Below are 25013 nucleotides of genomic sequence, written 5' to 3' on the forward strand. Positions count from 1 at the left end.
ATTATGAAAAATGTTATCGAATCCCCCCATACTCTTTTAGAGAAATTATCACATGAGTTCAGTAAGTTCCCTGCCTCTACAACTGAGTCCACTATGTTGTATGATCATAATAAACTTATGGTCATTCTACAGGAAAAAGAAGTTATTTCCCGTTTTAACTGCACGGCTGAAGACCTGGAAAATGTATACAAGCTTACAAGGAAATATGGTATCATCGCCGGTAATGTGGCACGCGATAAATCGGAAAGTGCATTACAGGAATATATAGAAGTAGAACACATAATAGAACAGGAACTTTCACGGAATTTATATATCTACGCCAAACAGTGGGGACTTTCTGTAAAAGCATTGTACTATTATAAGATCAATAACTTCGATAAGGCATTCGATTTCAGCATAGAATGTATCGCCCTCAATGATTACCTGATCAGGGAAGGGGTACATACCCTGCTTTTCCGGAGTGCTGAACAGAACAGGAACCTTTCCAGGGTATTGTTCCGTAGCGGCGACTGGATGAATGGCTCCCTGCTGGCTAAAGATTTACTCAACTACCTGCTGAATGGAGAAGCCGGTACTTTGTACGGAAGTGTTTTTAAAGACGAAGCATATTGGGATACGGTACCCTACGTAAGAGAAGGGTATGCCTATGAATGTTTCAGAGGGATGGTATCTCATATGGTTAAATTTGAATCACAGTTCTCCGGGAAAGTTAATCTGTTCCCTCACATGTTTGGTGATCTCACTTTTAAAGTAGACAATCCGGACAGGCTGATCATATATAACTGGATCTATCTTAAAACAGTCTACCAGGCAGATGCCTATGATGAGTTCCTGGAAGCATTCATCGCATTTATGAAAGAGCCTATGAGCCAGTTGTACGATGTTTTAAAGATTTCCCTGTTTAAGGATTTAAATGAGTTGATAGAGAACAGTAATTACAGGGATAAACAGGAATTGCTGGATAAGATAAAATATCACCTGGATGAGAAGCTGAATATTTATGATAACCTGAGAAAAAATATCAGCAACAATAGTTTCCCTTCAGGAGATATTAAGATTCCTTTCCCTGGTTCTTTTTAAATTTATCTTTCAAGTGGCCCATAAATACCGTTGAAGATCCTTTGCAGGATGCTTTTATCAGATGTAATGATATCTGCTGTACCGGTTGAGCCGGGACGCTGTTCCAGTATTTTATTCTTTGTACTTACGAATCCGTTCTTCAGTTTCAGCTGAACAATGTAATTGCTGTCCAATGCAAAACTGCTGATGTTTTCTACATTGGCCTGTAACATACCATATTCCATAAATGGGTACTGTCGTAATTTGATAATGACAGACTGTCCTACTTTTACCCTGTCTGCATTTTGTAAGGGTAGTTTTAATGTGATCTCATCGGTCTGTATTTCCGGCAATATTACAAAGACCGGTTCTCCGGCAGTAACAACCGGAGATGATTTCACATACAGAAGCTTACCACTTACCGGTGCTTTCAGCACATATTGTTTCTCCCAGACTGCTATCCCGGATTTTAACTTTTGGGCAGCTTCAATAACATTTCTGGAATCGTGTATCGCTCTTAATAACCCCTTATAATCCCCCTGTAACATACCTGCCTGCAGATTATCCGGGCAATTTATCTGAGGTAGATAAGTAGATGTATCAATACGTGTAACGAGTTGTTGTAAATACTGTATATCGGCTGTTTTAGCCGGATTATCAATTATTCCAACTATCTCCTGCTCCTTTACAAGTTGATTATTCTTTATTGCTGTAACCCTGCCATTGCTCTGTGCAATGATATTCACGGAAGGAGATAGTGTTAATGGCAGGCGTACCACATCCGGATAGCGGATCAGCCAGGCGCCCAGTAATAATAATAATACCAGGCAGGCAATCACGGTAGTGCCTCTACGGGCCACCCAGGAAGGGATACGTCCGATGATGTCTTGTATTTCTCCGCTATGATGATCAATGAACTGTGGCATAAATATTAATTTCCTAGTTCCAACTGGTTTTTCACCAGCTCGTAATATTTCCCTTTTAAGGCAGTAAGGCTCTTATGATCACCTAACTCTACTATCTTCCCATTTTCCATTACTACTATCTGGTCCGCATGTTTTACGGTACTCAGGCGATGTGCAATGACAACTACAGTACGATCGTTGAAGAACTGTTCCAGGTTTTGTATAATTACTTTTTCATTATTAGCATCCAGGGTACTGGTGGCCTCATCTAAAAAGATAAATTTTGGTTCTTTGTAGATGGCACGTGCGATCAATATACGCTGCCGTTGCCCGGAGCTGATTCCGTTGCCGGTATTACCGATCTTCGTCGAAAATCCTAATGGCATTTCATTAATGAAGGATTCTATATTTGCCATCTTTACAGCAGAGAGCAGTTTTTGCCGGTCTGTTTCTTCCTGTACGGAAATATTCTGCGCAATGGTATTGGAGAAGATATACCCATCTGCCATTACCACACCGCAATGTTGTCTCCACCATCTGGCGGAAACAATACCAAGAGGCGTAGATCCTAAATAGATCTTCCCGTTTACCGGCTCGTAAAATTTGAGCAGCAACTTCATCAGCGTTGTTTTACCACTGCCACTTGCACCTACAATAGCTGTTACTTTCCCAAAGGGGATCGTGAGATTGATATTATTCAAAACCATAGGAGAGGTGGGGCCTGCATACTGAAAAGAAACATTTTCCAGTACCAGTCCTTTATCTTCCGCTAATTCCAGTTCTTCATCAGGAGTTAACTCATTCTCTTTTTCTTCATCATCCCTTAAATGTATTTCACTCAGCCGTTCCAGGCTTATTTTAGCATCCTGCGCACTCTGGAAAAACGTAAGCAGTTGTTCAATAGGGGAATTCATTTGCCCGATGATATACGATACACTCAGCATCATACCTAAGGTGATCTGTCCATTCAATACTTCTCTGGCAGCAATGTAAGAGGCCAGTATGTTCTTCAGTTGTGTAAAGAAGGTAGAACCTATGCTTTGATATTGTGCCAGGCTCAGGCTCTTCACACTTATCTTGAACAGTTTAGCCTGGATTCTTTCCCATCCCCAGCGGTAGGTCGTTTCACTGCCGCTCATCTTAATGTCCTGCATGCCGGTGATGATCTCAAAAAGGCTGTTCTGGTTGTCACTCATCTGCTGAAAACGGGCATAATTAAGTTCTCTTCTTTTCTTCAGAAAAAACAATATCCATCCTATCGAAAGTCCGGAACCCATAATGAATACAGCCAGTATTGGTCCACTGTAGATACCAAGTACAACAGAAAAAACCACCAGGTTTACCAAAGAGAATAATGTATTCAGGGAAGTACTGGTAAGGAATTGTTCTATACGTGTATGGTCAGAGATACGCTGTGTAATATCTCCCAGCATTTTTGTATCGAAAAAGCGGATGGGTAATTTCATCAGCTTGATGAGGAAGTCCGAGATAATGGAGATGTTGATCCGTGTACTCATGTGCAGTAACAGCCAGCCCCTGATCATTTCTATGGCTGTAGTGCCAAAGAATAATGCCAGTTGTGATACCAGCATCAGGGTAATGAATCCCATGTTCTGCCGGTTGATCCCATAGTCTACCAGGCTTTGGGTTAAGAAGGGCGCTATGAGAGAAAGGATACTTCCTACAAACATTCCGAGGAATAACTGCGAGATGTATTTTTTGTAAGGTTTTAAGTAGCGGAAGAGGAAGGAGAATCCTTTTTTATCTTTTTTCTCATCTTCCGTATCATAGAAGATAGGAGCCGGCTCCATAAAAAGGGCGATACCACATTTATCCTCGGTACTGATCCATAACTTAAGGAATGTTTCCTTACTCACTTTTACCATGCCGTGGGCAGGGTCCGCAATTAAGATCTTACCATTCTTTTTATTCCTGTCGTAATTCTGCGGGACCAGTACTACAAAGTGATTCTGTTTCCAGTGCAGGATACAGGGGAGTGTGGCTTCTTCATCCAATTGTTCGAAGGTAAGCCTGACACCGAGTGTACGGAACCCTATTTTACCGGCAGCTTCACTGATTCCTTTCAGGTTTACCCCTTCTCTGGTGATATATGAGCTTTCACGTAAGGTTTGTAACGAATAGTGCTTCCCATAATATTTAGCGATCATCCTTAAACAGGTGGGGCCGCAATCCATTTGGTCCAACTGTCTGTAAATAGGGAATGGTTTACTCACAACGATTAACAATTTAAATGGTTATCTACAATGGTATCCCGAAGGAAATATAAGATAGTAATTAATCAGCAATTTCAAAGTGTTTTTTTGGGAGTGACTCAGTTTGATTTTTGGGTGCAGGGCGCCCCCCGCAAAACACCAAAAATTACTCTTTGATCAAAATAAATCACATTCTTTTCAGCAGTTTATTATCAATAGAGGTAGATGAGTAACAGGGTAATAATAGCCGGTGCTGCCTGTACGAAAAAGATCCTTTTACCAGCGGTAAAGGCACCATAAATGCCTGCTACAGCTATACAGGCCAGGAAAAATGTGGCTATGTTGAAGGCCCAGTCCTGGTCATGGATAAAAAAAGACCATATCAACCCGGCGGAGAGGAAGCCATTATACAATCCCTGGTTAGCGGCAAGGGTTTTAGTAGGGGGGAACAGGTGTGCTGGCAGCTGTTTGAATACCCTGGGAGCCCTGGTAGTCCAGGCAAACATTTCCAGCCAGAGGATATATAAGTGTTCCAAAGCGCAGAATCCTATCAGAAATTTAATTAAGAGCAACATATGTAGTAAATTTAGTATCGGGTTCGGTATTCGATAGAGGGCGAAGATATTAAATAATTCCACGTACATGTTTACCTATGTTATTAAAAGCATCGTGCTGATGCTGCTTTGTTGCTGTACACTACATTTACCGGCGCAGAACCTGGTACCTAATCCCTCTTTTGAGGACGTGAACATCTGTACGGAGTATGTTGCTCCCTGTGCACCAAGTGCCTGGGTGGCGGTGGCGCCGGAGGTGATAAAGATGAAATACCTGTGTAATGGTACTGCCCTGCAGGGGCAGCATCACGTTTCCCTGTTACTGGAGGGCCGTGATAACCCCGATAGCAGGGTGTATATCCAGACCCGTTTATTATGCCCTATGGAAAAGGGCACGACTTACCGTGTACGTATGTATATTAATACGGACAACTACCCATTGCGGGCCGCTATCCGTTTCGATACCGCATTTATCTTCACAGAGAATGCAGGTTGTTTATCAGTGCCTGCCAGTCTGGAATTAAACGAAGTGGATCAGCAGAAGAAGTTATGGCGTTTGAATCATCCCTGGTACATACTGGAAAAAACCTATGTAGCTACACAAAGGACAACGCATATCATTATCGGTAATTTTAAAGCACCGCAGAAAAAAGAAGGATATGCATTATACAGCAATGCGCAGTTGTTCATAGACAGTATCAGTATCACACCTTTAGAAGAAACCGCAACACTCTGCAAAGAGGCCGACAGCATCCATCGCTTTCTTTATGCAGAACATCACCGGCATACCATCCCGGAAACATATGTTACGCCCTCCGGTAAACAAATTCTGCATCAGCTAAAGGGCGACTGTGATACTGTCATTTTAAAAGACGACCTTTTTTCTCCGGACCGTACTACGATCAATAAAATCTACAGTAAGCAGATAGAAGATGTATTGAAGAACAACCGCAAAGGTCATATTCAATTGATAGGGCATTCCTGGCAGGCTGCATCGGAAGAATATAACAAGATCATTTCTTATGATAAAGCAAAGGCGTTGGCCAGTTACCTGGTATATAATGAAGGCTACAGCTTTGAAGATTTTGATATCAAAGGAATGGGTAAAATGCAACCTCGTTATGACACTACCAATGGCGATAATAACCGTATAGAAATGATTCTTTGTCATCCGAAAGACACCATCATCAAACCTAAAATTATTCCCAGACCAGATACACTCATTATCCCTGATATTCTCTTCCGTTTTAACAGCAGTGAACTAAATACAGCATTATATGGTGCACTGGATAGTCTTATCAGAAAAATTCCCCGTGACGGTAGTGTACAGTTACAGGTAACAGGATATACTGACAGTGAAGGGGATGACAATTATAACTACACGCTTTCTTTAAAACGTGCAAAAGCTGTAGCTGCCTACATGGAGCAATCAGGATTAGGTAACGATATCCGGCAAATCACAGGTGCCGGGGAAACCTTACCGGTAGCGGATAACCGTACGCCAGCGGGTCGAAAAAAGAACCGGCGTGTCGAAATAATAATCTTCCATAGTGCGGATTAAGTATGAGTTATTAGATTAAAATTAAACAGATATAACATTTACTTGCGTAACAATTAATCATTTGTTATTTTTATCTGTATTCGATGCATAATAACCTGTGCATTTATTCTATAATTATCAAGGGACCATTTTTGCTAAACGACCAAAATCCTCCTGCTCATGTGGCAATAGGTACATCTCATTTTTTATAAATTAAACTAAGCAGCTTATGAAAATTTCTACATGGCTGGTGGTCATGTTATTGTTAGTTACCTGCTCATCCGTATATGCTCAGAAGAATAGAGTGATACGCGGAACGGTGTCAGGTGCGGATAACAAACAACCACTGGAAAGAGTTGTCATTATTGAGAAAGGAACCCAGAATCATGCATTTACCGATGCTTCGGGTAATTACGAAATTACCCTGAGCGGAGATAACGCTACTCTCGTATTTTCTTTTGTAAGTTACACCACACAACAACTGCCCGTAGGAGATCAGACTACATTGAATGTAGTAATGCCTCTGAGAGATCTGAATGAAGTGGTGGTCACCGCATTTGGTGTTAAAAAAGAGAAACGCTCACTGGGATATACGGTACAACAGGTAGATAGTAAAGACCTCAACATTAATCATCAGTCGAATGTAGTGAATGCATTACAGGGAAAGGTGGCGGGTGTGCAGATATCCAGTGCCGGTGGAGGTCCGGGTCAGGGATCAAGGATTATTATAAGAGGGATCAATTCACTGGCCGACAGAAATAATCAGCCGCTGTTTATTGTAGATGGGGTAGAGATCGATAACAGCACTTACACTACCGGTGGCTCCGAAACAAGAGGGATGAGCAATCGCGCTGCTGATATCAATCCGGATGATATTGAAAGTGTGTCTGTACTGAGAGGAGGCGCCGCTACCGCATTATATGGTATCAGAGCCGCCAATGGGGCAATCATCGTTACTACGAAGACCGCGAAGGCGGGCAAGCTACAGGTTAGTTACAGCGGGATGTATGGCTTCGACAAAGTAAATAAAATACCCGATGTACAAGACCGATTCTCCCAGGGATACCTGGGCGTATATGATCCTGCCAGCTTCTGGCCATCCTGGGGGCCCACCGTGGCAGAAGCAAAGGCGCTGGATGCTACTCACCCGGCAGAGCTGTACAACAACTATAAACGGGCATTTAAGACAGGTACGCAAACCCGGCACACCGTCAATGTAAGCGGTGGAACAGAAAAGGCGCAGGTAATAGGTTCTTTTTCGTATGCAGATCAGCAGGGAGTGATCCCTTTCAGTACATATACCAGTTATAACGCCCGTGTGAATGCCCAGTTTAAGATCAGCGAAAAGATCAGCGCGGGGGCTTCTTTAAATTACATCAACTCAGGAGGTAACAGGATTAATGCAGACCGATATGGAGAGCAGATTATATACTGGTCGCCCAGATGGGATATGAAGGACTACCTGAAAGCTGACAATACACAACAAACTTACAGCAGTGGCACCAATAACCCTATGTACACACTGTATTCAAATAAATTCAGGGATAACGTGAACCGTACTATCGCCAGCGCCTTTATCAGATATGCACCCGCCAAATGGCTGAATTTCTCTTATCGCTTCGGTAATGACTTTTATACAGATGGCAGAACGCATCATGCGCCCGGGCCATTGGGATTAGTAGGAGAGGCCGTGAACCTGGATGATAACGGGTATGGTTTCGTAGATGAATACAATCTCCGCAGTCGTATTATCACCTCTACATTTATGGCCAACATCACCCATACTATCAAAGATAGATTCAGCATAGACCTGAAACTGGGCCACGACCTGCGTGATCAGAAACTACGTCGCAACAGCGTAGAAGGAGATACGCTGGTAGTACCTGATCTTTTCCTGCTGGGTAATGCAAAACGCATAAGAGGAGAGTCTTACATTTACGACTACAGGAACTACGGATATTTCGCAGACCTTACCTTAGGATTGAACAACTACCTCTTCCTGGAACTCACCGGCAGGAACGATCTCACGTCCACCTTATCCACAGATAACCGCAGTTATTTTTACCCTTCCGTAAGTGTAAGCTACATCTTCAGCGACCAGTTTAAATTACCTTCCTGGTGGACATATGGTAAGTTCAAATTCTCCTATGCGAAGATAGGTAAGGACGGAGATCCTTATGCTATTACGAACGGTTACTCAGCAGGTAATTCCATCGGCTCCTCTATTCCATTCTATCAAAGCAGGACCCTGGGTAACCCGGTATTAAGACCAGAATTTACCCAGACAACAGAAATAGGTACAGAATTAAGATTCCTGGATAACAGGGTAGGACTGGAACTCGCTGCCTACAAACAAAAGAGTAAAGACCTGATCATTCCTGTTGCTGTATCCAATACCACCGGTTTTGACAGAGCATATGTAAACGCAGGGGAAATGGAAAACAAAGGACTGGAAGTTACCTTATCAGCTACGCCTGTACGTTCAAAAGATTTCAGCTGGGATTTCAGGATGAACTTTTCAACTAACAAAAACAAAGTCATCCGCCTGAACCAGGACCTGGGAGAAATAGCGATCTCCACACAATCAGGGTATCTCAGCTCCAGTGTTACCAGTAAGCTGGTTCCGGGCAGGGCTTATGGTTCTTTGTTTGGCCGTAACTACCTGCGTTATTACGCCAACAGTGCAGATGATGATAAGGTAACGCTGAGAAGGGATCTGCCGGTAGTGATAGGCGCTAATGGTTTCCCTGTACTGGAAAGCGCTTCCGTACAAAGATACCTGGGCAGTACACTGCCCAAATGGATAGGCAGTACTTTACAGACTTTCCGTTATAAACAGCTGTCCTTATCCGTGCTGATAGATGTGCGCCAGGGACAGTATAAATACAACCAGCTATCGAATTTTCTGGCTGCTTTCGGAAAATCAAAGATTACAGAAAACAGGGACCAGACAATCGTATTCAAAGGAGTACTGGCAGATGGTACACCTAATACCAAAGCCGTTTACCTGGGGCAGGGCAAAGGGCCCGATGGCGTAGATTACGGGGTAGGCTTTTACAGGAATTATTACCGCGGGGCCAGTGAGAACTTTGTAGAGAATGCGTCCTGGGTAAGACTCCGTTCTTTGTCATTGTCTTATGCATTGCCCGTTGCCTGGCTGAATCCCACGAAGGTCATCAGTGGCGCTTCTGTATCCTTCACCGGTAATAACCTGTGGCTGCATACCAAATATACCGGCTTTGATCCCGAGACCAGCTCCACATCTGCCGGCAGTAACGCTTCAGACAGTTTTTCCGGGTTTACCTATCCGGCTACCAAAAGCTATTTATTTAGTGTAAACCTTCAATTCTAAGCTCATGAGAAATATATATCTGATCATATTATTGTTTTTAATTCCAGCCTGTAAAAAAGGATACCTGGATGTAAACCAAAGCAATCCCAATCTCACGGATAAACCGCCTATTAATGGTTTACTGGCCGCTACCACTTACGAAACGGGTAAGAATGTTTTTTACACAGGATATATTGCATCTTATTACGTACAACAGCTGGCTTCACCTAATGTAGCCAGTGGTTCTGATATTTATGATGATGTGGACAGGAGCGGTACCTGGAGAACACTTTACCTGGCAGTGGAAGATATCCGTCAGATGGAAGCGCTGGCAATAGAGAAAAAGGCATATGAGCATATAGGAGTGGCTAAAGTGCTGGAAGCATTTAATGTCAGTATGCTGATAGATATCTTTGGAGATGTGCCTTATTCCCAGGCATGGAATAAAACCATTTTTAAGCCTGAGTATGACAGTGCAAGGAATGTGTATGATACGTGTCTTACTTTACTGGATGCGGGTATCGCAGCTTTTAACCAGGCAGATCCGCAGGTAAAACTGGATGCCGGTAATGACCTGATCCATGCCGGTAACAAAGCAGCATGGATTGCTACGGCTTATGCATTGAAAGCCAGGTTGCTGAACAGGGTAAGCAAGCAACCGGATTATAACCCCGGTGCCGTACTGGAAGCATTAAGTCATGCCTATACGTCTAATGCAAATGATGCCCAGGTGACCCGCTTTGAAAATTTAAGTCCCTGGGATAGCGTAGCGGCCAGGAATGCCAGCGCTAACCTGGACGGCTGGCTGAGTGCTACTTTTGTAAATGCACTGAATGGCACCACTTACGGGGTCTTTGACCCTCGTTTACCACATATTACCGATACCACGAAATACGGTGATTACCGGGGTACAGTGAATGGGGCCGGCAGGGTAGGATCAGGTACGGATACAGGGCAATGTTATTTATCGCTTAAAGGGTACTATTCTGCCCCCGGAGCCCCTTTGTTATTGGTTACCTATGCAGAGCTGAAATTCATCGAATCTGAGGCTTATTTCAGTACAGATAAGGCAGCTTCCTATCAGGCATACCTGGATGGTATCGCCGCCAACATGAATAAGATGGGGATACCTGCTGCCGACAGGGATGCGTATCTGACCAATCCGGTAGTAGCAGCAGGTGTTGCAAATTTTACAAAGGCATTGTTATTCAAGGAGAAATACGTGGCTACGTTCCTGCAGCCAGAGACGTGGACAGATGCAAGACGCTTTGATTATCAATACAAAGACTTCGCATTGCCACAGCATGCATTGTTGAATACATTTATCAGAAGATCAGGGTATCCTACTTCTGAGACCAGTCGTAATGGAGAGAATGTACCCGTAATAGGTTCGCTGGCCGATAAATTATGGTGGGATAAATAACAAATATAAAGCCGGCTCGTAAGAGTCGGCTTCATATCTCCTTCATATCTGAAGCATATTAACCGCGTACTTAGGCTGATAACCGTCCGTTATTGGCTGCTGTTTCTGTAATGGGTATACTCGCATAAAACGTCGTACCCTGGCCCGGAGTACTCTCATACCAAAGCTCTCCATCCTGCAAGGCCAGCAGTTCCCTGCACAACACCAGCCCCAGGCCTATGCCTTTCTCATTATTAGTACCATAAGTAGATTGCGTTCTCAAAGAGAAAATCTCCTCTTTCTGTCCCGGGTCGATCCCAATCCCATTATCTGTCACCATCACCTGGCAATGGGTATCTGTAAGCTCAAGGCTGATACTTACCTGTCCGCCGGTAGGCGTAAACTTAATTGCATTATTCACCAGGTTACGGATGATCAGTTCCAGCATATTATTGTCTGCTGTCACATACACAGAGGGATCTACCCTTGAAATAAGGCTGACAGACTTCTTATCCGCCAGTATCTTTTGAATAGACAATACCCTTTCTACCACATCATACACATGTACATCAGATAAGCGTACTCCTCTGCCATCCATCTGCATTTTGGACCAGGTAAGGAGATTGGTAAGCATATTGGAAGTATTCTTGGTAAGGGTGAGCAGTTCATCCCCCAGCATTTTCTTTTCGTCTTCTTTCAGATCATATTCCGCAATCAGGTGCAGGGTGGTAATAATAGAGTTGAGAGGGCTTTGCAGATCATGGGCAATAATCGAGAACAGCTTATCCTTTTTCTGGTTCAGTTGTTCCAGGTTGACGTTCTGTTTATCAATTTTATCCGCCCTTTCTTCTGCATTGCGCTTTTCCCTGTCATAATTATTGCGTAGATAGTTAGTAATGAGATAGGTACATACTAAGGTGATCACGTAACTGGACAAGATGTCTATATACCTGTTCTCCGCGCTCATGTAATTGTCCTTTATCCATGATGGATGCAGGTACTCCCTGGTGAGCAGTATCATAGGCAGCAGTACGTGTAAACAGGCCCATATCCAGTGCCGGTTCCTCGGACTAAATGCGATCAACAGGTTAAAAGTAAGGAAGAACAATAAGAGGGCAGGGCCATGACTGCCGGAGTTGAGGTAATAAGTAGCTATCAGTGTAACATAACTCACTATCACATAAACGAGCATGCTGATGCCATAAATATGTCTGTGCCGGGAAAGATAAAAGAAAAACAGCTGTAACACCATTAATGCAGCCACAATGATAGAAACCATTGTAAGCCCCAGTATTATATTGAAGGGTAGTAATATAGCAAGCAATGCCATGGTGATGACACTGATGGAATTAAATGCCCTGTGCTCCAGTGAAAATGTCGCTGGATCGCCAACAAGACTTTCCCAGTAATTGGTAAGTATACGCAGAACCCTATGCAAATTTGGTCTTTATTAGTTGCTGATCTTAAGTTAGGCAAAGTTCCCCGTTTATTAGAGAAAAATTTATAACACAAATATGTGATACATACAAGATTATGTAACTATGCCTATATTTCTTTATATATATTGTCCCGCGCCAAAGATAGGTTCATTTTTCTTTCTTATTCTACAAATTGTGGAATGATATTAGCAGTTTTATCTAAAATACTTTTATGAAAAATATAAGTGTTGGGCTCTCACTATTAATAGTGTTGTTTTCTAATGCATTACACGCACAAAAAAAGGACGATTTAAAAAAAGAGATTATAGAAAAAGCGATTACTGCCCGTAATTATGTTTTTAAAGCAGAAACCGTAATGCCCAGCGGCGCTGTTCCCAACCGGCAGTTGAATTACGGCTATGATCTGCGTGTCTCACCGGATACCATAGTTAGCTATCTGCCTTATTTCGGGCGGGCTTATGTTGCACCTATGGATCCCACAAAAGGTGGCATTCAGTTCACATCTACCAAATTTGAGTATAAAGAAACAAAACGTAAAAAGGGGGGATGGGATATACTGATTAAACCACAGGATACCCAGGATGCCTCCCAGATGGTATTAACTGTCTCAGAGACGGGATTCGCTTCACTGCAGGTGATTGGCAACAATCGCCAGCCTATTTCTTTCAGTGGTTATGTGGACGAGAAGAAATCCAAAAGATAAGTTAAAATTGTTTGGGTGATGGCATAAAGGAACAATTGTTGTCTTTATACCGTTGAACCAAACAATTAAACCATGTCTAAGAATAACATAGAAAGTGTGAAGCAATCAATACAGGAACTGGCCATGGGCAATTACAGAAGTTATCCGGTGGATTACGGTGTTGCTACGGTTGAAACAGAAACAAATGTAGAATCCCTTGCGAAAGGTTACTGGGATAGTCGTGAAAGTAAGGAAATAGAGCGTGATGAACGCCTGGGAATCAATTTTGAAGATTATAATCAATGGACACGCGAGGCATTCTCTGCGTTCATGCGGAATAATGAAAATTCATTGAACTAAGATATATTCTTCAACTCTTCTTTAATCCGGCTCAGTCTATTGGCAGAGCCGGATTTTTTTTATTATCTTTAAAACACAACTTAATCCGTTATGAAACTTTATCTGCTACTCATTGCATTTTGCACCATGTCAACAATTTCCTTTGCCCAATCAAAAGATGAAAAAGCTGTTATTGCTTCCGTAGAATCATTGCGTAAGGCAATGGTAGATGCTGATAAAGCTACCCTGGAAAAACTGGCCGATACGAAACTTAGTTACGGACATTCCGGCGGTAAAATAGAAAACAAAGAAACCTTTGTTGATAATATCGTCAGCGGAAGATCTGATTTTGTAACAATAGAACTGGCAGATCAGACAGTAGCCGTTACAGGGAACACTGCTATTGTAAGGCATAACTTAAATGCTGCTACTAATGATAATGGGAAACCTGCGGAAGTGCATTTGCATGTGCTGACCGTATGGGTAAAAGAAGGGAATATGTGGAAATTACTGGCCAGACAGGCAGTACATGTTACGCCTCCTGCACCTGCTAAATAGCGCCTGAGCACGTATTCATATTTACCCATAGTGATGATTCCACTACCTGCATTTCTACGTTACAGATCTAAATAGTTCCTTACCGGCGTGATAATGTGTTGTGGCATAGTTTTTCCGGTGTATTGGATAACGGTGAGTTTTAAATACTTAATCTGTTAACCAAACAAAAACGATTTTTATGCAAGCAACAATTGAAACAATCGAAATTCTGAATGATCTGATACAGATCAATAATGATCGTATTGAAGGTTATGAAAAGGCACTTCATGAAACCAAAGCTGAAGATGCAGATCTGAAAGCGCTCTTTTCATCTATGATCAATGAAAGTCACGAAATTCGGATGACGCTGGGGACAGAAGTAAATGCATTAGGTGGTGAAATGGATAGTTCTACAACTACCAGTGGTAAAATTTATCGTGCCTGGATGGATGTGAAAGCAATATTTACGGGTCATGACCGTCACACTCTTTTAGCCAATTGCGAAGCAGGTGAAGATGCTACCCAGAAAGCTTACAGGGAAGCATTAGCTGATGAAGATTTGCCGGCATACCTGCATGAAATGGTATCTGAACAACAACAATCTTTGAAGCGTTCACATGATAAAGTGAAGGCTTTGCGTGATGCAACAAAATAACCCTGGATTGAAATATTCAATCTTTGCTTGCGGTCGGATAACTATTAAGTTACCCGACCGCATTATTTTTATTCTTCCCCGAAAAACTCCAGATCGTGCTGCATCATAGGTTGTATCCGCTTAAAAGTATGGAGCAATCTTTCCACTCCCGCCTGCACAGCATCATCCCATTTCTTTGTATCATCGATCAATGCTATAACTTCTTTCGCACCCTGTATTTCCAGACTTAATACACTTGGCTTTAATTTATGAATGATCTTCTGCAGATCAGTAATCTCTTTTGTAGTAGTTAATCTTTCAAGATCACTGATATATTCAGCCAGTGAATTCAGAAATAATGTGATCATTTTTTTAATGAACACGGGGCTTGTACTCGATATTTTGAAGAGGTACTGATATGAATATAAGTTATGCTGTTGCTTCATCAGTTATCATATGTTAAGCGCCTTCAATCTCACCGGTCTGTAACATTTTGTAAATAGTAGATTTGCCTATATCCAGTTTCTCTGCTACTAACAACACGTTATCATCATAACGTTTCAGGTAATTACGGATTATCAGCCGGGTATATTCGCGCAAGGTTAATTCAGAATTGAGTACCGCGTTTACGTCATTGGTATTTCCGGAGAGGAAAGTAATATCATCAGGTTCGATCAGGTTATTTTCAGACATCACAGCTGCCAGCTCTACCACAGATTTCAACTCGCGTATATTACCCGGATATGAATAGCTCAGCAGCTTTTCCCTGGAAGCAGGAGAGATCTTAATTTCCGCTACCCCGTTCTCTTTGGAATAGCCTGCCAGGAAATGCTGTGTAAGCAGGAGAATATCTTCTTTACGTTCCCGTAATGGAGGAAGTGTGATCGGTAAACCAACGATACGATAGTAAAGGTCTTCCCGGAAGTTGCCCTTTTTCACCTCTTCCGCCATGTTTTTATGCGTAGCTACTACTAAACGGAAATCGAGTTTTATTTTACTGGTGCCGCCCAGTCTGGTTAATTCCTTTTCCTGGAGTACACGCAACAATTTACTCTGAATATTAAGGTCCATTTCTCCGATCTCATCCAGAAACAGTGTCCCGCCGTTCGCTTCCTCAAACCTTCCTGATTTACGGTTCTGTGCACCGGTAAAGGCGCCTTTCTCGTAACCGAACAATTCACTTTCCACCAGTTCCTTTGGTATAGCGGCCATATTCACGGCAACGAAAGGCTGACTGCTACGATTGGAATTATAATGAACCGCCTTGGCTACCAGTTCCTTTCCTGTGCCTGTTTCTCCGGAAACAGATACATTGATAAGGGAACCAGCTGCTTTGTCTATCAGCCTGAAAACAGCCTGTAATGCAGGACTATTCCCAATAATAGACCTGGAATAGTCGTATTTGGTTTTAAGTTCAGCTTTTAATTCGGAGATCTCATTTTTGAGGGATTGCTTCTCGCGGAGCCTGATAATGGCATTCCAGAGTAGCTGCTGTGTGTTTTCAGCTTTTACAAGGTAATCTTCCACGCCCATTTTGAGAAGGTCTACGGCAGTGGTGATTTTTTCCTGGGCACTGATAATAATAACCGGGATATTGGGCAGCGCCTGCCTGATTTTCTTAAACAGCTCTTCGCCGTTCATGTCTGGCAGTCCGAAATCTATAGTGACTAAGTCTGGTTTGCGATGGAGTTGTGCGAGGCATTCCTTACCCGATTCTATAAGTGTTACTTCGTAATCAGGATTCTGGCTGAGGTAGTGATGAAGTAATCCTCCGTACCATTTATCGTCTTCAACAATGAATATCTTAAAATCGAGCATTCATGGAATTTTCCGTTAAATTAGGAAATTTTCCAATCATACCCTGACCCCCTATCCAATATCTTCATTTACTGCGTCACAGGGGGTGGGTTGATAGCTCCTCGGTTGACTTAATAATTTCATTTGTTCACTGTTCCATACATCACCGAACCCCCTTCCAAAGTGTCTCCCTCAATTTCACCGGGGGCCGGGATGATGCTCTCTTAATCCACAATAAGTTGAATAGACAATCTTTTTAATTTTTCATCACCGGACCCCTGTTCAAACGTTTCTTTCAATTTCACCAGGGGCCGGGATGATGCACTCACGAGTTGGACAATCACATTAATATCTTAGTTCATTGCACTGTTAATATATTCCTGCAGGGCAGCGGGGTATAATAATACCTCAGAATGAAATTCCGGTCTCTTAGTGGCGGTGAATAAGGTGCCTTCCAGAAAAATATCTTCTACCTGCTGTCTGAAAAGTTGTGGTTTGAATTGAGAAGCAACAAGCTGGGCAGCACAACTCATATCTGCATATAAAGGTTTGTTGCTTAATAACTGTTCTACATGTTTGCGTACCTGTTCTATGTAATGCCCGCTGATGCGGTAACCATTCCATCCGTGTGCTACCAGTTCATTGGCGCCGCCAGCCAGCGGTACTATTACCGGCCTGCCGTAGCTCATGGCCTGTAAGATGCTGATGTCGAAAGTTTCCTGTTCTAAATGACTCTGTGAAAGATTTAATACTACTACGGCACGCTGGTAAAAAGGATGCATATCAATCTGTGCATCAAACACTGTTACGTTGTCCGGAATATAGAACGGACTCATGTACCGTTTTATCTCCGTGTTGGTCGCATTCAGCACCAGTTCAAACTTCATCCTGGGCATTGTTGCTGCCAGCTCCAGCAATTCGGGAACACCGTTCTCTTTGTCCAGGTCTGCGACCATTAAAGCTGTCTTACGTACTCCTCTGTTGGCATTGATTATGGCGTCATGTAAAAACGATTCCGGAAGACAACTATGTACTACATGTTTTTCCGACATCGGGAATGCAAACTGCGACTGTACAAAGCGCGATGCAAATACTACGTGTGTGGCATACCGCTGTGCGGTTTTGGTCATGAATCCACGTAACATCGCTGGTTGTACAGCTGTTTCGTGAATGTGATAAATAATCGGCGCCTGCTTCAGCCTGCCGGCAAGTGCTGCTCCAAAAGGCTGCAGTGTATTGATATACACCTTGTCTTCCGGTTCATACAGCTTCACGATCTTAACAAAAATCAGCAGCTGTGCCAGCAGGAAACTGAAGAGTGTGCGCCATTTGTCCCCCCGTTCTGTGTAATTTATATAATGATATTCTACTCCGGGTATATCTGTAAGAAACCCCTGTGTATTATCTTTCGTATTGTTAGTGATAAGGTGGATCTTAATACTTTTATCAGATAATGCTTCCAGTGACTGGCGGAATACCATGGTACTGCCGCTCCTGTCGTTATGTAAATGAATGGCAATGATCTTCATAAAATGCGTATTTAAAGTAAAACAGGTACAGGGATAAATAGAACTAACTGATCGTTGTAGGTATTAGTAAAGCCGTTATTACTTTCGGAATGTCTCGTAAAAGAAACTGATAATCATGGAAACCGCTACCGCCAGGCTAAAGAAAAAGAAGAAGCGGTTATTACGTTTTTTCTTCTTTAGATAATCTTGTACCACAAATAATTTGTTTAATGTGAGCGTTATGTGTTCTAAAACATTATCATCTTTTATGATATAGTCAAAGGCTCCGTTTTTGAGGGATGCGGCTGCAATATCATGCTGTTGCCTTGCGCTGGCGAAAATGACAAATATGTTGCTGTTGAAATTCTTTATCTCTGTTAATAGTTCCAATCCCGTCATATCTCCCAGGTCGTGGTCCAGCAGTACAATGTCCGGTTCGTCTGAAAGCTTTTGTAGAAAATCCTGTCCTGATGAAAAGCTGGTGATGTTATTATATCCCTGCGCTCTCAGGTGCTTGTCGTATGTTGCCAGGCAAAATGGATCATCATCCACCACGTATACTTTGCTTTCAAACTTGTTAGCCATATGCTGCGGTTTGATAGTATAGAATCCATTTAAGTGCCACATTGTGGGAACGCGTTAAACCCTTGCTGGTAAAGGGTTTCTGTTTTGGCATAGTTGGAAAAGGGTCTATATTCAGGAAATAATTCCAGAAAATGGAAAGGATTAGGGTGGTAATACGATTTAGTAGAGGAAAATAAGACAGGAAGAGACCGGTTACGGGATGTATATAAAAAACGATGCCGGAAGAGATCGGTTATCCTCCGGCTTACTATGATATAATACGATGTAAGTTATAATTATTGCTGGGGCTTCCCGCTTCTTCTGGGGCTGCTATTCCGGTTTCCACCACCGCCATTCCGGTTACCGCCGCCATGTCCTTGTCCACCGGAAGGACGTTTCTTGCCATATCCTCCACGGTTTCCACCACCGCCACCACCACCACCACGCTGGGACTTAGGCGTATATTCCGGTACAGGGCCTAATTGTGCCGGTACTACTGCTTTGGTAACCGGTTGTCCCAGTACCTCTTCAATGCGGGCAAATTTGCGCTGTTCCTTCTCGCTGATGATAGTATAAGCAGTACCATCTGTAGCCGCTCTCGCTGTACGCCCGATACGGTGAATATAATCTTCCGCATCATTCGGTACATCGTAGTTGATCACCAGGTCTATATCTTCTATATCTATACCACGGCTCAGGATATCCGTCGCCACCAGCATTTTCAGTTTCTTGTTCTTAAAGTCCATCAGCACCTGTTCGCGCTTTTCCTGCTCAAGATCAGAATGGATCTCTTCTACAGAAAACTTTGCACGCTGCAGTTCATGGGCCAGTTGCTTCACATTCTGCTTACGGGAGCAGAAAACGATAATACTGCCAAATTCCTTTTGCTGCAGGATATGTTTGATCAGGGGGATCTTCTGTTCTTCGAACACAACAAAGGCTTCCTGTACAATCTTCTCGGGCGGCTTGGAAATAGCGATATTGATCTCTTCCGGGTTATGCAGGATCTTCATTGCCAATGCGCGGATCTTATTCGGCATGGTAGCAGAGAACAGCAGGTTTTGCCTTTGCTTGGGCAAAAAGGAAGTGATCTTTATGATATCATCGTTGAAACCCATATCCAGCATACGGTCTGCCTCATCCAGTACCAGGTACTTTACGGAATCCAGCTTTACGTATCCCATGTTGAGATGGGCTATCATACGGCCAGGCGTACAAATAACCATGTCTACACCAGAAGAGAGGGCTTTCTTTTCTGCGGAGAAAAGAGCGCCGTTGCTACCACCGTAAACGGCAATAGAACTCACGTTCGTGAAATAAGACATTCCTTCAAGCGTTTGCGCTATCTGTACTGCCAGTTCACGGGTAGGCACAATAATCAGTGAGTTGATCTTATGCGCTTCATGAGGCTCAGTAATTAACCGGTGTATAATTGGCAACAGGAAGGCCGCTGTTTTACCAGTGCCTGTCTGGGCGCAGGCTAAGATATCTCTACCTGCTATAATAGGGGGTATTACTTCTTGCTGAACAGGTGTAGCTGTTGTATAGCCCATGGCGTCTATGCCATCCAGTACCCGGTCATCCAGGTCAAATTCATCAAAATACAAAATAAGTATATGTTTTAAATAATTGAATATAGTCTAAAGATACGTAATTGAAATGACTGGACACGGTATGTTCTTTGCGGATAAGAGCATGATTACCATAAATATGACTCATTATGCTGGAAGACTTACAAAAAAGTTTACATTTTCCTCCCTTTCTATGGAACATAATGCTGGGATGTGCTGCGGTACTTACCGGATTCATTATCAAACTGCTCCTGACCGTATTCCTGAAGTACACCGCCAGGAACATCACCGATTATTCCCTCGTAAGATCTGTCCTCAACCGGCTGGGAAAACCTATAAACTATTTTCTGCCCATACTGGTGTTCAATATGGTTATGCCTTTTATGGAGCTGGCTCCCAACCCATCAGCAGTCCTCAGCAAGATCGTCGAGATCTGCCTGATCATCTCTTTTGGTTTTATGTTAACAGGATTGGTAAAGGTCTTTGAAGATTATGTATACCACACCTACGACCTTAAAAAAGAAGATAATTTAAGAGAACGTAAGCTGCGCACGCAATTGCAGTTTGTCCGTAAACTTGCCATCAGCATGATCATGGTATTAACTTTTTGTGCTGTACTGCTCAGTTTCGACAACCTGCGTAAAATAGGGGCAGGGCTGCTCACAGGTGTGGGAGTCGGTGGGATCATAGTCGGTTTCGCGGCACAACGCTCCCTGTCTAATTTCCTCGCAGGCATGCAAATCGCTTTCACTCAGCCAATAAGAATAGATGATGTGCTGGTGGTGGAAGGAGAATGGGGCAGGGTGGAAGAGATTACCCTCACTTATGTGGTACTGGCCATTTGGGACGAACGTAAGCTGATACTGCCCATCAATTATTTCATCGAAAAGCCTTTCCAGAACTGGACACGCACCGGCTCCAATATACTGGGCACCGCATTCCTTTACCTGGATTATAACGCTCCTGTAGATGCTATACGCACTGAGTTCGAACGCTTACTGGAAGATCATCCCTTATGGGATAAAAGAGTGAAAGTGGTGCATGTAACGAACATTACCGACAGTGTGATGGAAATCAGGCTTCTCATCAGCGCCAGAAGCTCCGGTAAGGCATTTGACCTGCGTTGTTTCCTGCGGGAAAAAATGATGCTGTTTATACAGGAAAAACACCCGTACTGTCTGCCTAAAACAAGAGCGGAGTTTGATAAGAAGCCTTCAGACCAGCTACTTTAATATTTGTCGTCGTTCACTTCTATCCAGTATCCTTCAGGATCCGTAAAATAGATCTGTTGTACGCCATCTACCCGTTTGGTTGGCGTACCGGCTTTACCGGCCCAGTTCTCAAAAGGAATGTGATGCGCATTCAGCCGGGCGATAAACTCATCCATAGATGTAACGCTGAAGCAGAGGTGTGAATTCTTATCGTGTGTGGTAATTTCCTTTGCGCCCTGTATCAGGTGCAGCTGGCTGTGGGTACCTATCTTAAACCAGGTATGACGGCCATCGTGAAAGGGTTCGGGGATGGTATCGATCTGAACAATATCCCTGTAAAAAGCGGTACTTTTTTCCAGGTTAAACACATAAACGGCAATGTGATTGAGGATCGGGCCTTTCTTTTGGGCTGATGATGGCATGGCAAAGCCTATCAAAGCCAGACATAGTGGAATCAGTGTTTTCATGATTCCAATATACTACATCTTTACTAACAATTTTGCTACTGATAAACCAGTATCCATTTTAATATTCACTACATAAATGCCAGGTATCCATGCAGACGTATTAAGGGTATACAGTAAGGCGTAATTCCCTTCAGGAAGCACGGTGTCTGTAAAGATCAGTTGTCCTATCCTGTTCAGTACACGGATATCCACTTTAGTCGTACCAGTATCCAGCGAAAATTTGATGGACGCCTGATCTTCTGCCGGGTTGGGATAAAGTACCAGGTCATCTGCGCCCGGTGGTTTAACAACAGGCCCGGCGGGTGGTTGCTGGAAGCCCTGGGTAAGTGCGAGGTCTGTATAAACCAGGGGAACAACCACCGCTTCACCGATAGTAAAATCCAGTTGTATTCCCGGCAAAACCTGACTAAACCCGGTACTGGACTTTACATCTCTGTCAAACGAAGGCTTTGATTGTGCCATCACCTTTGCTGCTGCCAATAGCAGCAGACATACCGTGATGAATTTTTTAGATCGGAAGAATAATTCCATTGTTATTGTTGTTCAGTAAAGATCTCCATTTCCACACGCCTGTTCTTTTCTCTTTCTGCTTTTGTCTGATTCGTTGTCAGTGGTTTTGTTTGTCCGTAACCGATAGTCGTAATACGTTTCGCATCTACGCCTTTCGTTTCGAGATATTGTTTTACGGCCTCACTTCTTTTCTCCGATAATGTCTGGTTAAAGGCTGGTGTTCCTTCGTTATCTGTATGACCGCTCAGTTTGAGTGTCCATTCAGGGTGCGACTTTAACAGTGTTGCCATTGTATCCAGTGAAGAGAAGGAAGAACCGGCGATTACTGCTTTACCTGTAGAGAATTGCAGGTTAGAGAATGCTTTGCTCACTACTGCGGCTTCTTCTGTTTTCAATACAGCCTTTACAGGAGCAGTGGCAGCAGTATCAGGCATGATCGTTTTCATAGGATCCGGCGCCACTGCAAAACGGGCGTCTGAATAACTGATCGTTGAACCGTTTGCATCTGTTTCATCGGCACGGGAAGCTACGATCTGCCAGGTGAAAGGCACATCGGATTTACCACCCTGTAATTCCTTTACATCAAATCCTTTGGCTGATTTATTGGTGACAAATACACCATTACATTCACCTTCCAGTTGTATAAATACTTTCAGGGGATGTTTTTCATCCACACGGATACTTCTTGTCAATAATTTTTCAAGGTCAATATGTGTAGTACCACCTTTCAATTGTCCTGCTCCGAAATCCTGGAATAAAACTTCCGGTGCTTCTGTACAGAACAACAGGCGGCGCTTACCTTCATCATCTTTTACGATGGTAGATTTAACACCTGATGATGCGATACCTACATAAATATTGGAACCGGAACCGCTGTCGAATAAACGTCCTGCCAGGTAACTGTACACCAGTGTAGTAGCAGCAAATGAGTTAGAGCTTTTATATTCGAAATAACCACCCCAGCGGCTGAGTTCAGGATTGGCGAGAGTAGAGGCTACCGCGAATCCGGCCACACCTACATTTAAACTGCTTCCTGATACACCCGCACCACCAGCTGGTACAATTGGTTTTGTAGAAGTACCGCCACCCAGCACACCTACACCCACTGTAGACATACCTACGCTATAAGTCCCGAACGGATTACCAATACCCGCTAATCCTGCACCCATAGGATATGATGCCAGACCGGATGATAACGGGATAGATGTTTTATAGTCTATGTTGTTACCTATACCCAGTACACCTATACCATCCGCATTCCCTCCAAGTCCCAGTACACCGCTTCCATAGTTGGACGTATTGTTGAACACTCCCGGAGAACCGGTAGCGCCTATAATTCCATAACCACCGTTCAGAGAAGAGGTTTCTCCTTTGATGGGCACACTGGCCCTGTTAGAGGCGTATCCATATACGCCTATACCTGCAGACGAAACCCCTTTCAAACCATATCCTGTACTGGCATTACGGCCCTGGATAGCGGCCGAGTTACCTGCAGCATATGCATTAATACCGTTCTTTAATGTTGCGTCCGCGTTAATACCCTGATCTGTATTCCCGGAGAAGACGGTGAACATCGCCAGACCATTTACCGCAGACGTATCCGTAGTGCCATTCACAATAACACCCGGTCCGCTTGTGAAGCGAATCCTCTCATTGGACGTACCGTTACCATTTGTTTTAATAATGAAAGACTGTGCATCCAGCGTACCTATAAAGTCCGCATTCCCACCATCAGTACCTTTATTCCCACCTACTAACCATGACCTGCCATCAGTAACCACACTGTCTCCCAGCGAGGTAGTCAGCACGGTTTCTCCGGTAGGCTGATAATAGATCTTTTTGATTACAAACCCACTACCGCCTTCGGCCAGTAACTGCCAGGCGGTACCATCATATATATAAGAAGCCCTGTCTGTAGTATTATAATAACCCTGATTTAAAGAAGGAGTAGCGGGAGCGGTGGCAAAAGCGCCTAACCAACTGAGAGAGACACCCGGAACACCATCCTGACTTAAAATCTGCCAGGCAGTGCCATCATATATGTACGCTTTTTTATCGGTAGTACTGTAATAAGCCTGGTTAAGTGTTGGTCCTACAGGTTCAGTGGCAAAAGCGCCTAACCAATAAACAGATACACCGGGATTACCATCTTCTGTGATGATCGTCCAGGTACCTGTGCTGTCATATATATATGATTTCCTGTCTGTACTGTTGTAATATGCCTGGTTTTGAAGCGGCGCAGCAGGAGGAGCTGTATAGGTACCGAGCCAGGTGATGGAAACGGCATTACTGCCACCGGAACCACCGGAACCGCCATTAGCCGCATACAGCGCATAAGGAACGCTCATGAAAGGCATTACACCTATAGTTGTGAAGGTGCCCGTCCCATTTACATCTATATCTACCTGGAGATACTGATTACCTTTGCTCCATGGGATACTTGAGAAAGAACCAAACTGGGGAGTTCCCTGACCAATTACCAGCGTAAACAGGCCTTGAGCTGTTGTTGTTTTACTGTGAAGTTCAATATAAACGGGAGACCCTGTTTCAGAACCGTCCAGAATACTGAGCTTAACCTGAAGGGGTTGTAAGGCCATTGCCAGACCTTTTCCATCTCTGGCTATTGCCTGATAGTTAATACCCTGCAGTCCGGTTTGCTGAGCTTTAGCACTACCGCTCCAACACATTAGCAGGGGAACAATTAAAATGAGTAGAATAACTTTCATCTCATAGGATATTTTGTGATTGTA

At 43.4% G+C, this 25013-nt stretch carries 21 protein-coding genes; 9 read left to right on the forward strand and 12 right to left on the reverse strand.

From position 1 onward, the window contains the following. Positions 1 to 3 precede the first annotated feature (3 nt). Entirely contained in the window at positions 4 to 1080 is a 1077-nt protein-coding gene (locus GO495_RS27540) for a hypothetical protein (RefSeq protein ID WP_157303170.1), read from the forward strand. A 2-nt stretch (positions 1081 to 1082) separates the two neighbouring features. Here GO495_RS27540 and GO495_RS27545 read toward each other — a convergent pair whose 3' ends face one another. The 3 genes from GO495_RS27545 to GO495_RS27555 form a co-directional block, all read right to left on the reverse strand. Next, positions 1083 to 1985 carry a putative HlyD family type I secretion protein gene (locus GO495_RS27545; protein WP_157303171.1) on the reverse strand — a complete coding sequence of 301 codons (903 nt, stop codon included), beginning with the start codon at positions 1983 to 1985 and terminating at the stop codon, positions 1083 to 1085. A 5-nt stretch (positions 1986 to 1990) separates the two neighbouring features. Beyond that, a complete protein-coding gene (locus GO495_RS27550; RefSeq protein ID WP_338075477.1) occupies positions 1991 to 4198 on the reverse strand; it encodes a peptidase domain-containing ABC transporter in 2208 nt (735 codons plus the stop codon). A gap of 191 nt (positions 4199 to 4389) precedes the next feature. Then, complete coding sequence (locus GO495_RS27555; RefSeq protein WP_157303172.1) at positions 4390 to 4752, reverse strand: DUF1304 domain-containing protein; 363 nt, start codon at positions 4750 to 4752, stop codon at positions 4390 to 4392. A gap of 67 nt (positions 4753 to 4819) precedes the next feature. Here GO495_RS27555 and GO495_RS27560 point away from each other — a divergent pair, with 67 nt between their 5' ends. The 3 genes from GO495_RS27560 (at position 4820) to GO495_RS27570 (ending at position 11025) form a co-directional block, all read left to right on the forward strand. Next, positions 4820 to 6292 (forward strand): OmpA family protein, encoded by a 1473-nt coding sequence (locus GO495_RS27560; protein ID WP_157303173.1) that lies wholly within the window; start codon positions 4820 to 4822, stop codon positions 6290 to 6292. A 208-nt stretch (positions 6293 to 6500) separates the two neighbouring features. Further along, positions 6501 to 9623: a SusC/RagA family TonB-linked outer membrane protein gene (locus GO495_RS27565; protein ID WP_157303174.1), complete on the forward strand. Its 3123-nt coding sequence runs from the start codon at positions 6501 to 6503 to the stop codon at positions 9621 to 9623. A gap of 4 nt (positions 9624 to 9627) precedes the next feature. Beyond that, on the forward strand, positions 9628 to 11025 hold the full coding sequence (locus GO495_RS27570; protein ID WP_157303175.1) for a SusD/RagB family nutrient-binding outer membrane lipoprotein: 1398 nt from the start codon (positions 9628 to 9630) through the stop codon (positions 11023 to 11025). 70 nt (positions 11026 to 11095) lie between these two features. On the opposite strand, the gene GO495_RS27575 is transcribed toward GO495_RS27570, so the two are convergent. After that, the gene (locus tag GO495_RS27575; protein ID WP_157303176.1) at positions 11096 to 12442 is read right to left on the reverse strand and encodes a sensor histidine kinase; all 1347 of its coding nucleotides are present in this window, start codon (positions 12440 to 12442) and stop codon (positions 11096 to 11098) included. Positions 12443 to 12654: 212 nt separating this feature from the next. On the opposite strand from GO495_RS27575, the gene GO495_RS27580 reads away from it, so the two are divergent. The 4 genes from GO495_RS27580 to GO495_RS27595 all read left to right on the forward strand — a co-directional run bounded on the left by GO495_RS27580 (position 12655) and on the right by GO495_RS27595 (position 14656). Then, the gene (locus GO495_RS27580) at positions 12655 to 13146 is read left to right on the forward strand and encodes a DUF4251 domain-containing protein (RefSeq protein WP_157303177.1); all 492 of its coding nucleotides are present in this window, start codon (positions 12655 to 12657) and stop codon (positions 13144 to 13146) included. A gap of 72 nt (positions 13147 to 13218) precedes the next feature. Further along, positions 13219 to 13485, forward strand: a complete 267-nt coding sequence (locus GO495_RS27585; protein WP_157303178.1) for a hypothetical protein — start codon at positions 13219 to 13221, stop codon at positions 13483 to 13485. Between the two features lie 90 nt (positions 13486 to 13575). Then, complete coding sequence (locus GO495_RS27590) at positions 13576 to 14022, forward strand: nuclear transport factor 2 family protein (protein WP_157303179.1); 447 nt, start codon at positions 13576 to 13578, stop codon at positions 14020 to 14022. A 178-nt stretch (positions 14023 to 14200) separates the two neighbouring features. Further along, entirely contained in the window at positions 14201 to 14656 is a 456-nt protein-coding gene (locus GO495_RS27595) for a PA2169 family four-helix-bundle protein (RefSeq protein ID WP_157303180.1), read from the forward strand. 68 nt (positions 14657 to 14724) lie between these two features. On the opposite strand, the gene GO495_RS27600 is transcribed toward GO495_RS27595, so the two are convergent. From GO495_RS27600 to GO495_RS27620, 5 genes are all read right to left on the reverse strand, one after another. Further along, positions 14725 to 15003 carry a hypothetical protein gene (locus GO495_RS27600; protein ID WP_157303181.1) on the reverse strand — a complete coding sequence of 93 codons (279 nt, stop codon included), beginning with the start codon at positions 15001 to 15003 and terminating at the stop codon, positions 14725 to 14727. Between the two features lie 91 nt (positions 15004 to 15094). Beyond that, positions 15095 to 16453, reverse strand: a complete 1359-nt coding sequence (locus GO495_RS27605; protein ID WP_157303182.1) for a sigma-54-dependent transcriptional regulator — start codon at positions 16451 to 16453, stop codon at positions 15095 to 15097. A gap of 332 nt (positions 16454 to 16785) precedes the next feature. After that, the gene (locus tag GO495_RS27610) at positions 16786 to 17961 is read right to left on the reverse strand and encodes a glycosyltransferase family 4 protein (RefSeq protein WP_157303183.1); all 1176 of its coding nucleotides are present in this window, start codon (positions 17959 to 17961) and stop codon (positions 16786 to 16788) included. 78 nt (positions 17962 to 18039) lie between these two features. Further along, positions 18040 to 18525 carry a response regulator gene (locus tag GO495_RS27615; RefSeq protein ID WP_157303184.1) on the reverse strand — a complete coding sequence of 162 codons (486 nt, stop codon included), beginning with the start codon at positions 18523 to 18525 and terminating at the stop codon, positions 18040 to 18042. Positions 18526 to 18800: 275 nt separating this feature from the next. Continuing rightward, on the reverse strand, positions 18801 to 20111 hold the full coding sequence (locus GO495_RS27620) for a DEAD/DEAH box helicase (RefSeq protein WP_157303185.1): 1311 nt from the start codon (positions 20109 to 20111) through the stop codon (positions 18801 to 18803). 113 nt (positions 20112 to 20224) lie between these two features. Here GO495_RS27620 and GO495_RS27625 point away from each other — a divergent pair, with 113 nt between their 5' ends. Continuing rightward, the gene (locus GO495_RS27625; RefSeq protein ID WP_157303186.1) at positions 20225 to 21307 is read left to right on the forward strand and encodes a mechanosensitive ion channel family protein; all 1083 of its coding nucleotides are present in this window, start codon (positions 20225 to 20227) and stop codon (positions 21305 to 21307) included. On the opposite strand, the gene GO495_RS27630 is transcribed toward GO495_RS27625, so the two are convergent. The 3 genes from GO495_RS27630 to GO495_RS27640 are packed head-to-tail and all read right to left on the reverse strand — an operon-like array spanning position 21304 to position 24989. Then, positions 21304 to 21753, reverse strand: coding sequence for a VOC family protein (locus GO495_RS27630; protein ID WP_205691336.1), 450 nt, complete (start codon positions 21751 to 21753; stop codon positions 21304 to 21306). The two genes, GO495_RS27625 and GO495_RS27630, sit on opposite strands and share 4 nt — an antisense overlap. Before the next feature lie 12 nt (positions 21754 to 21765). Beyond that, positions 21766 to 22284 carry a T9SS type A sorting domain-containing protein gene (locus tag GO495_RS27635; RefSeq protein WP_157303187.1) on the reverse strand — a complete coding sequence of 173 codons (519 nt, stop codon included), beginning with the start codon at positions 22282 to 22284 and terminating at the stop codon, positions 21766 to 21768. A 2-nt stretch (positions 22285 to 22286) separates the two neighbouring features. Then, the gene (locus GO495_RS27640; protein WP_157303188.1) at positions 22287 to 24989 is read right to left on the reverse strand and encodes an OmpA family protein; all 2703 of its coding nucleotides are present in this window, start codon (positions 24987 to 24989) and stop codon (positions 22287 to 22289) included. Positions 24990 to 25013 lie beyond the last annotated feature (24 nt).

The sequence above is a fragment of the Chitinophaga oryziterrae genome, from assembly GCF_009758125.1.
GTDB lineage: Bacteria > Bacteroidota > Bacteroidia > Chitinophagales > Chitinophagaceae > Chitinophaga > Chitinophaga oryziterrae.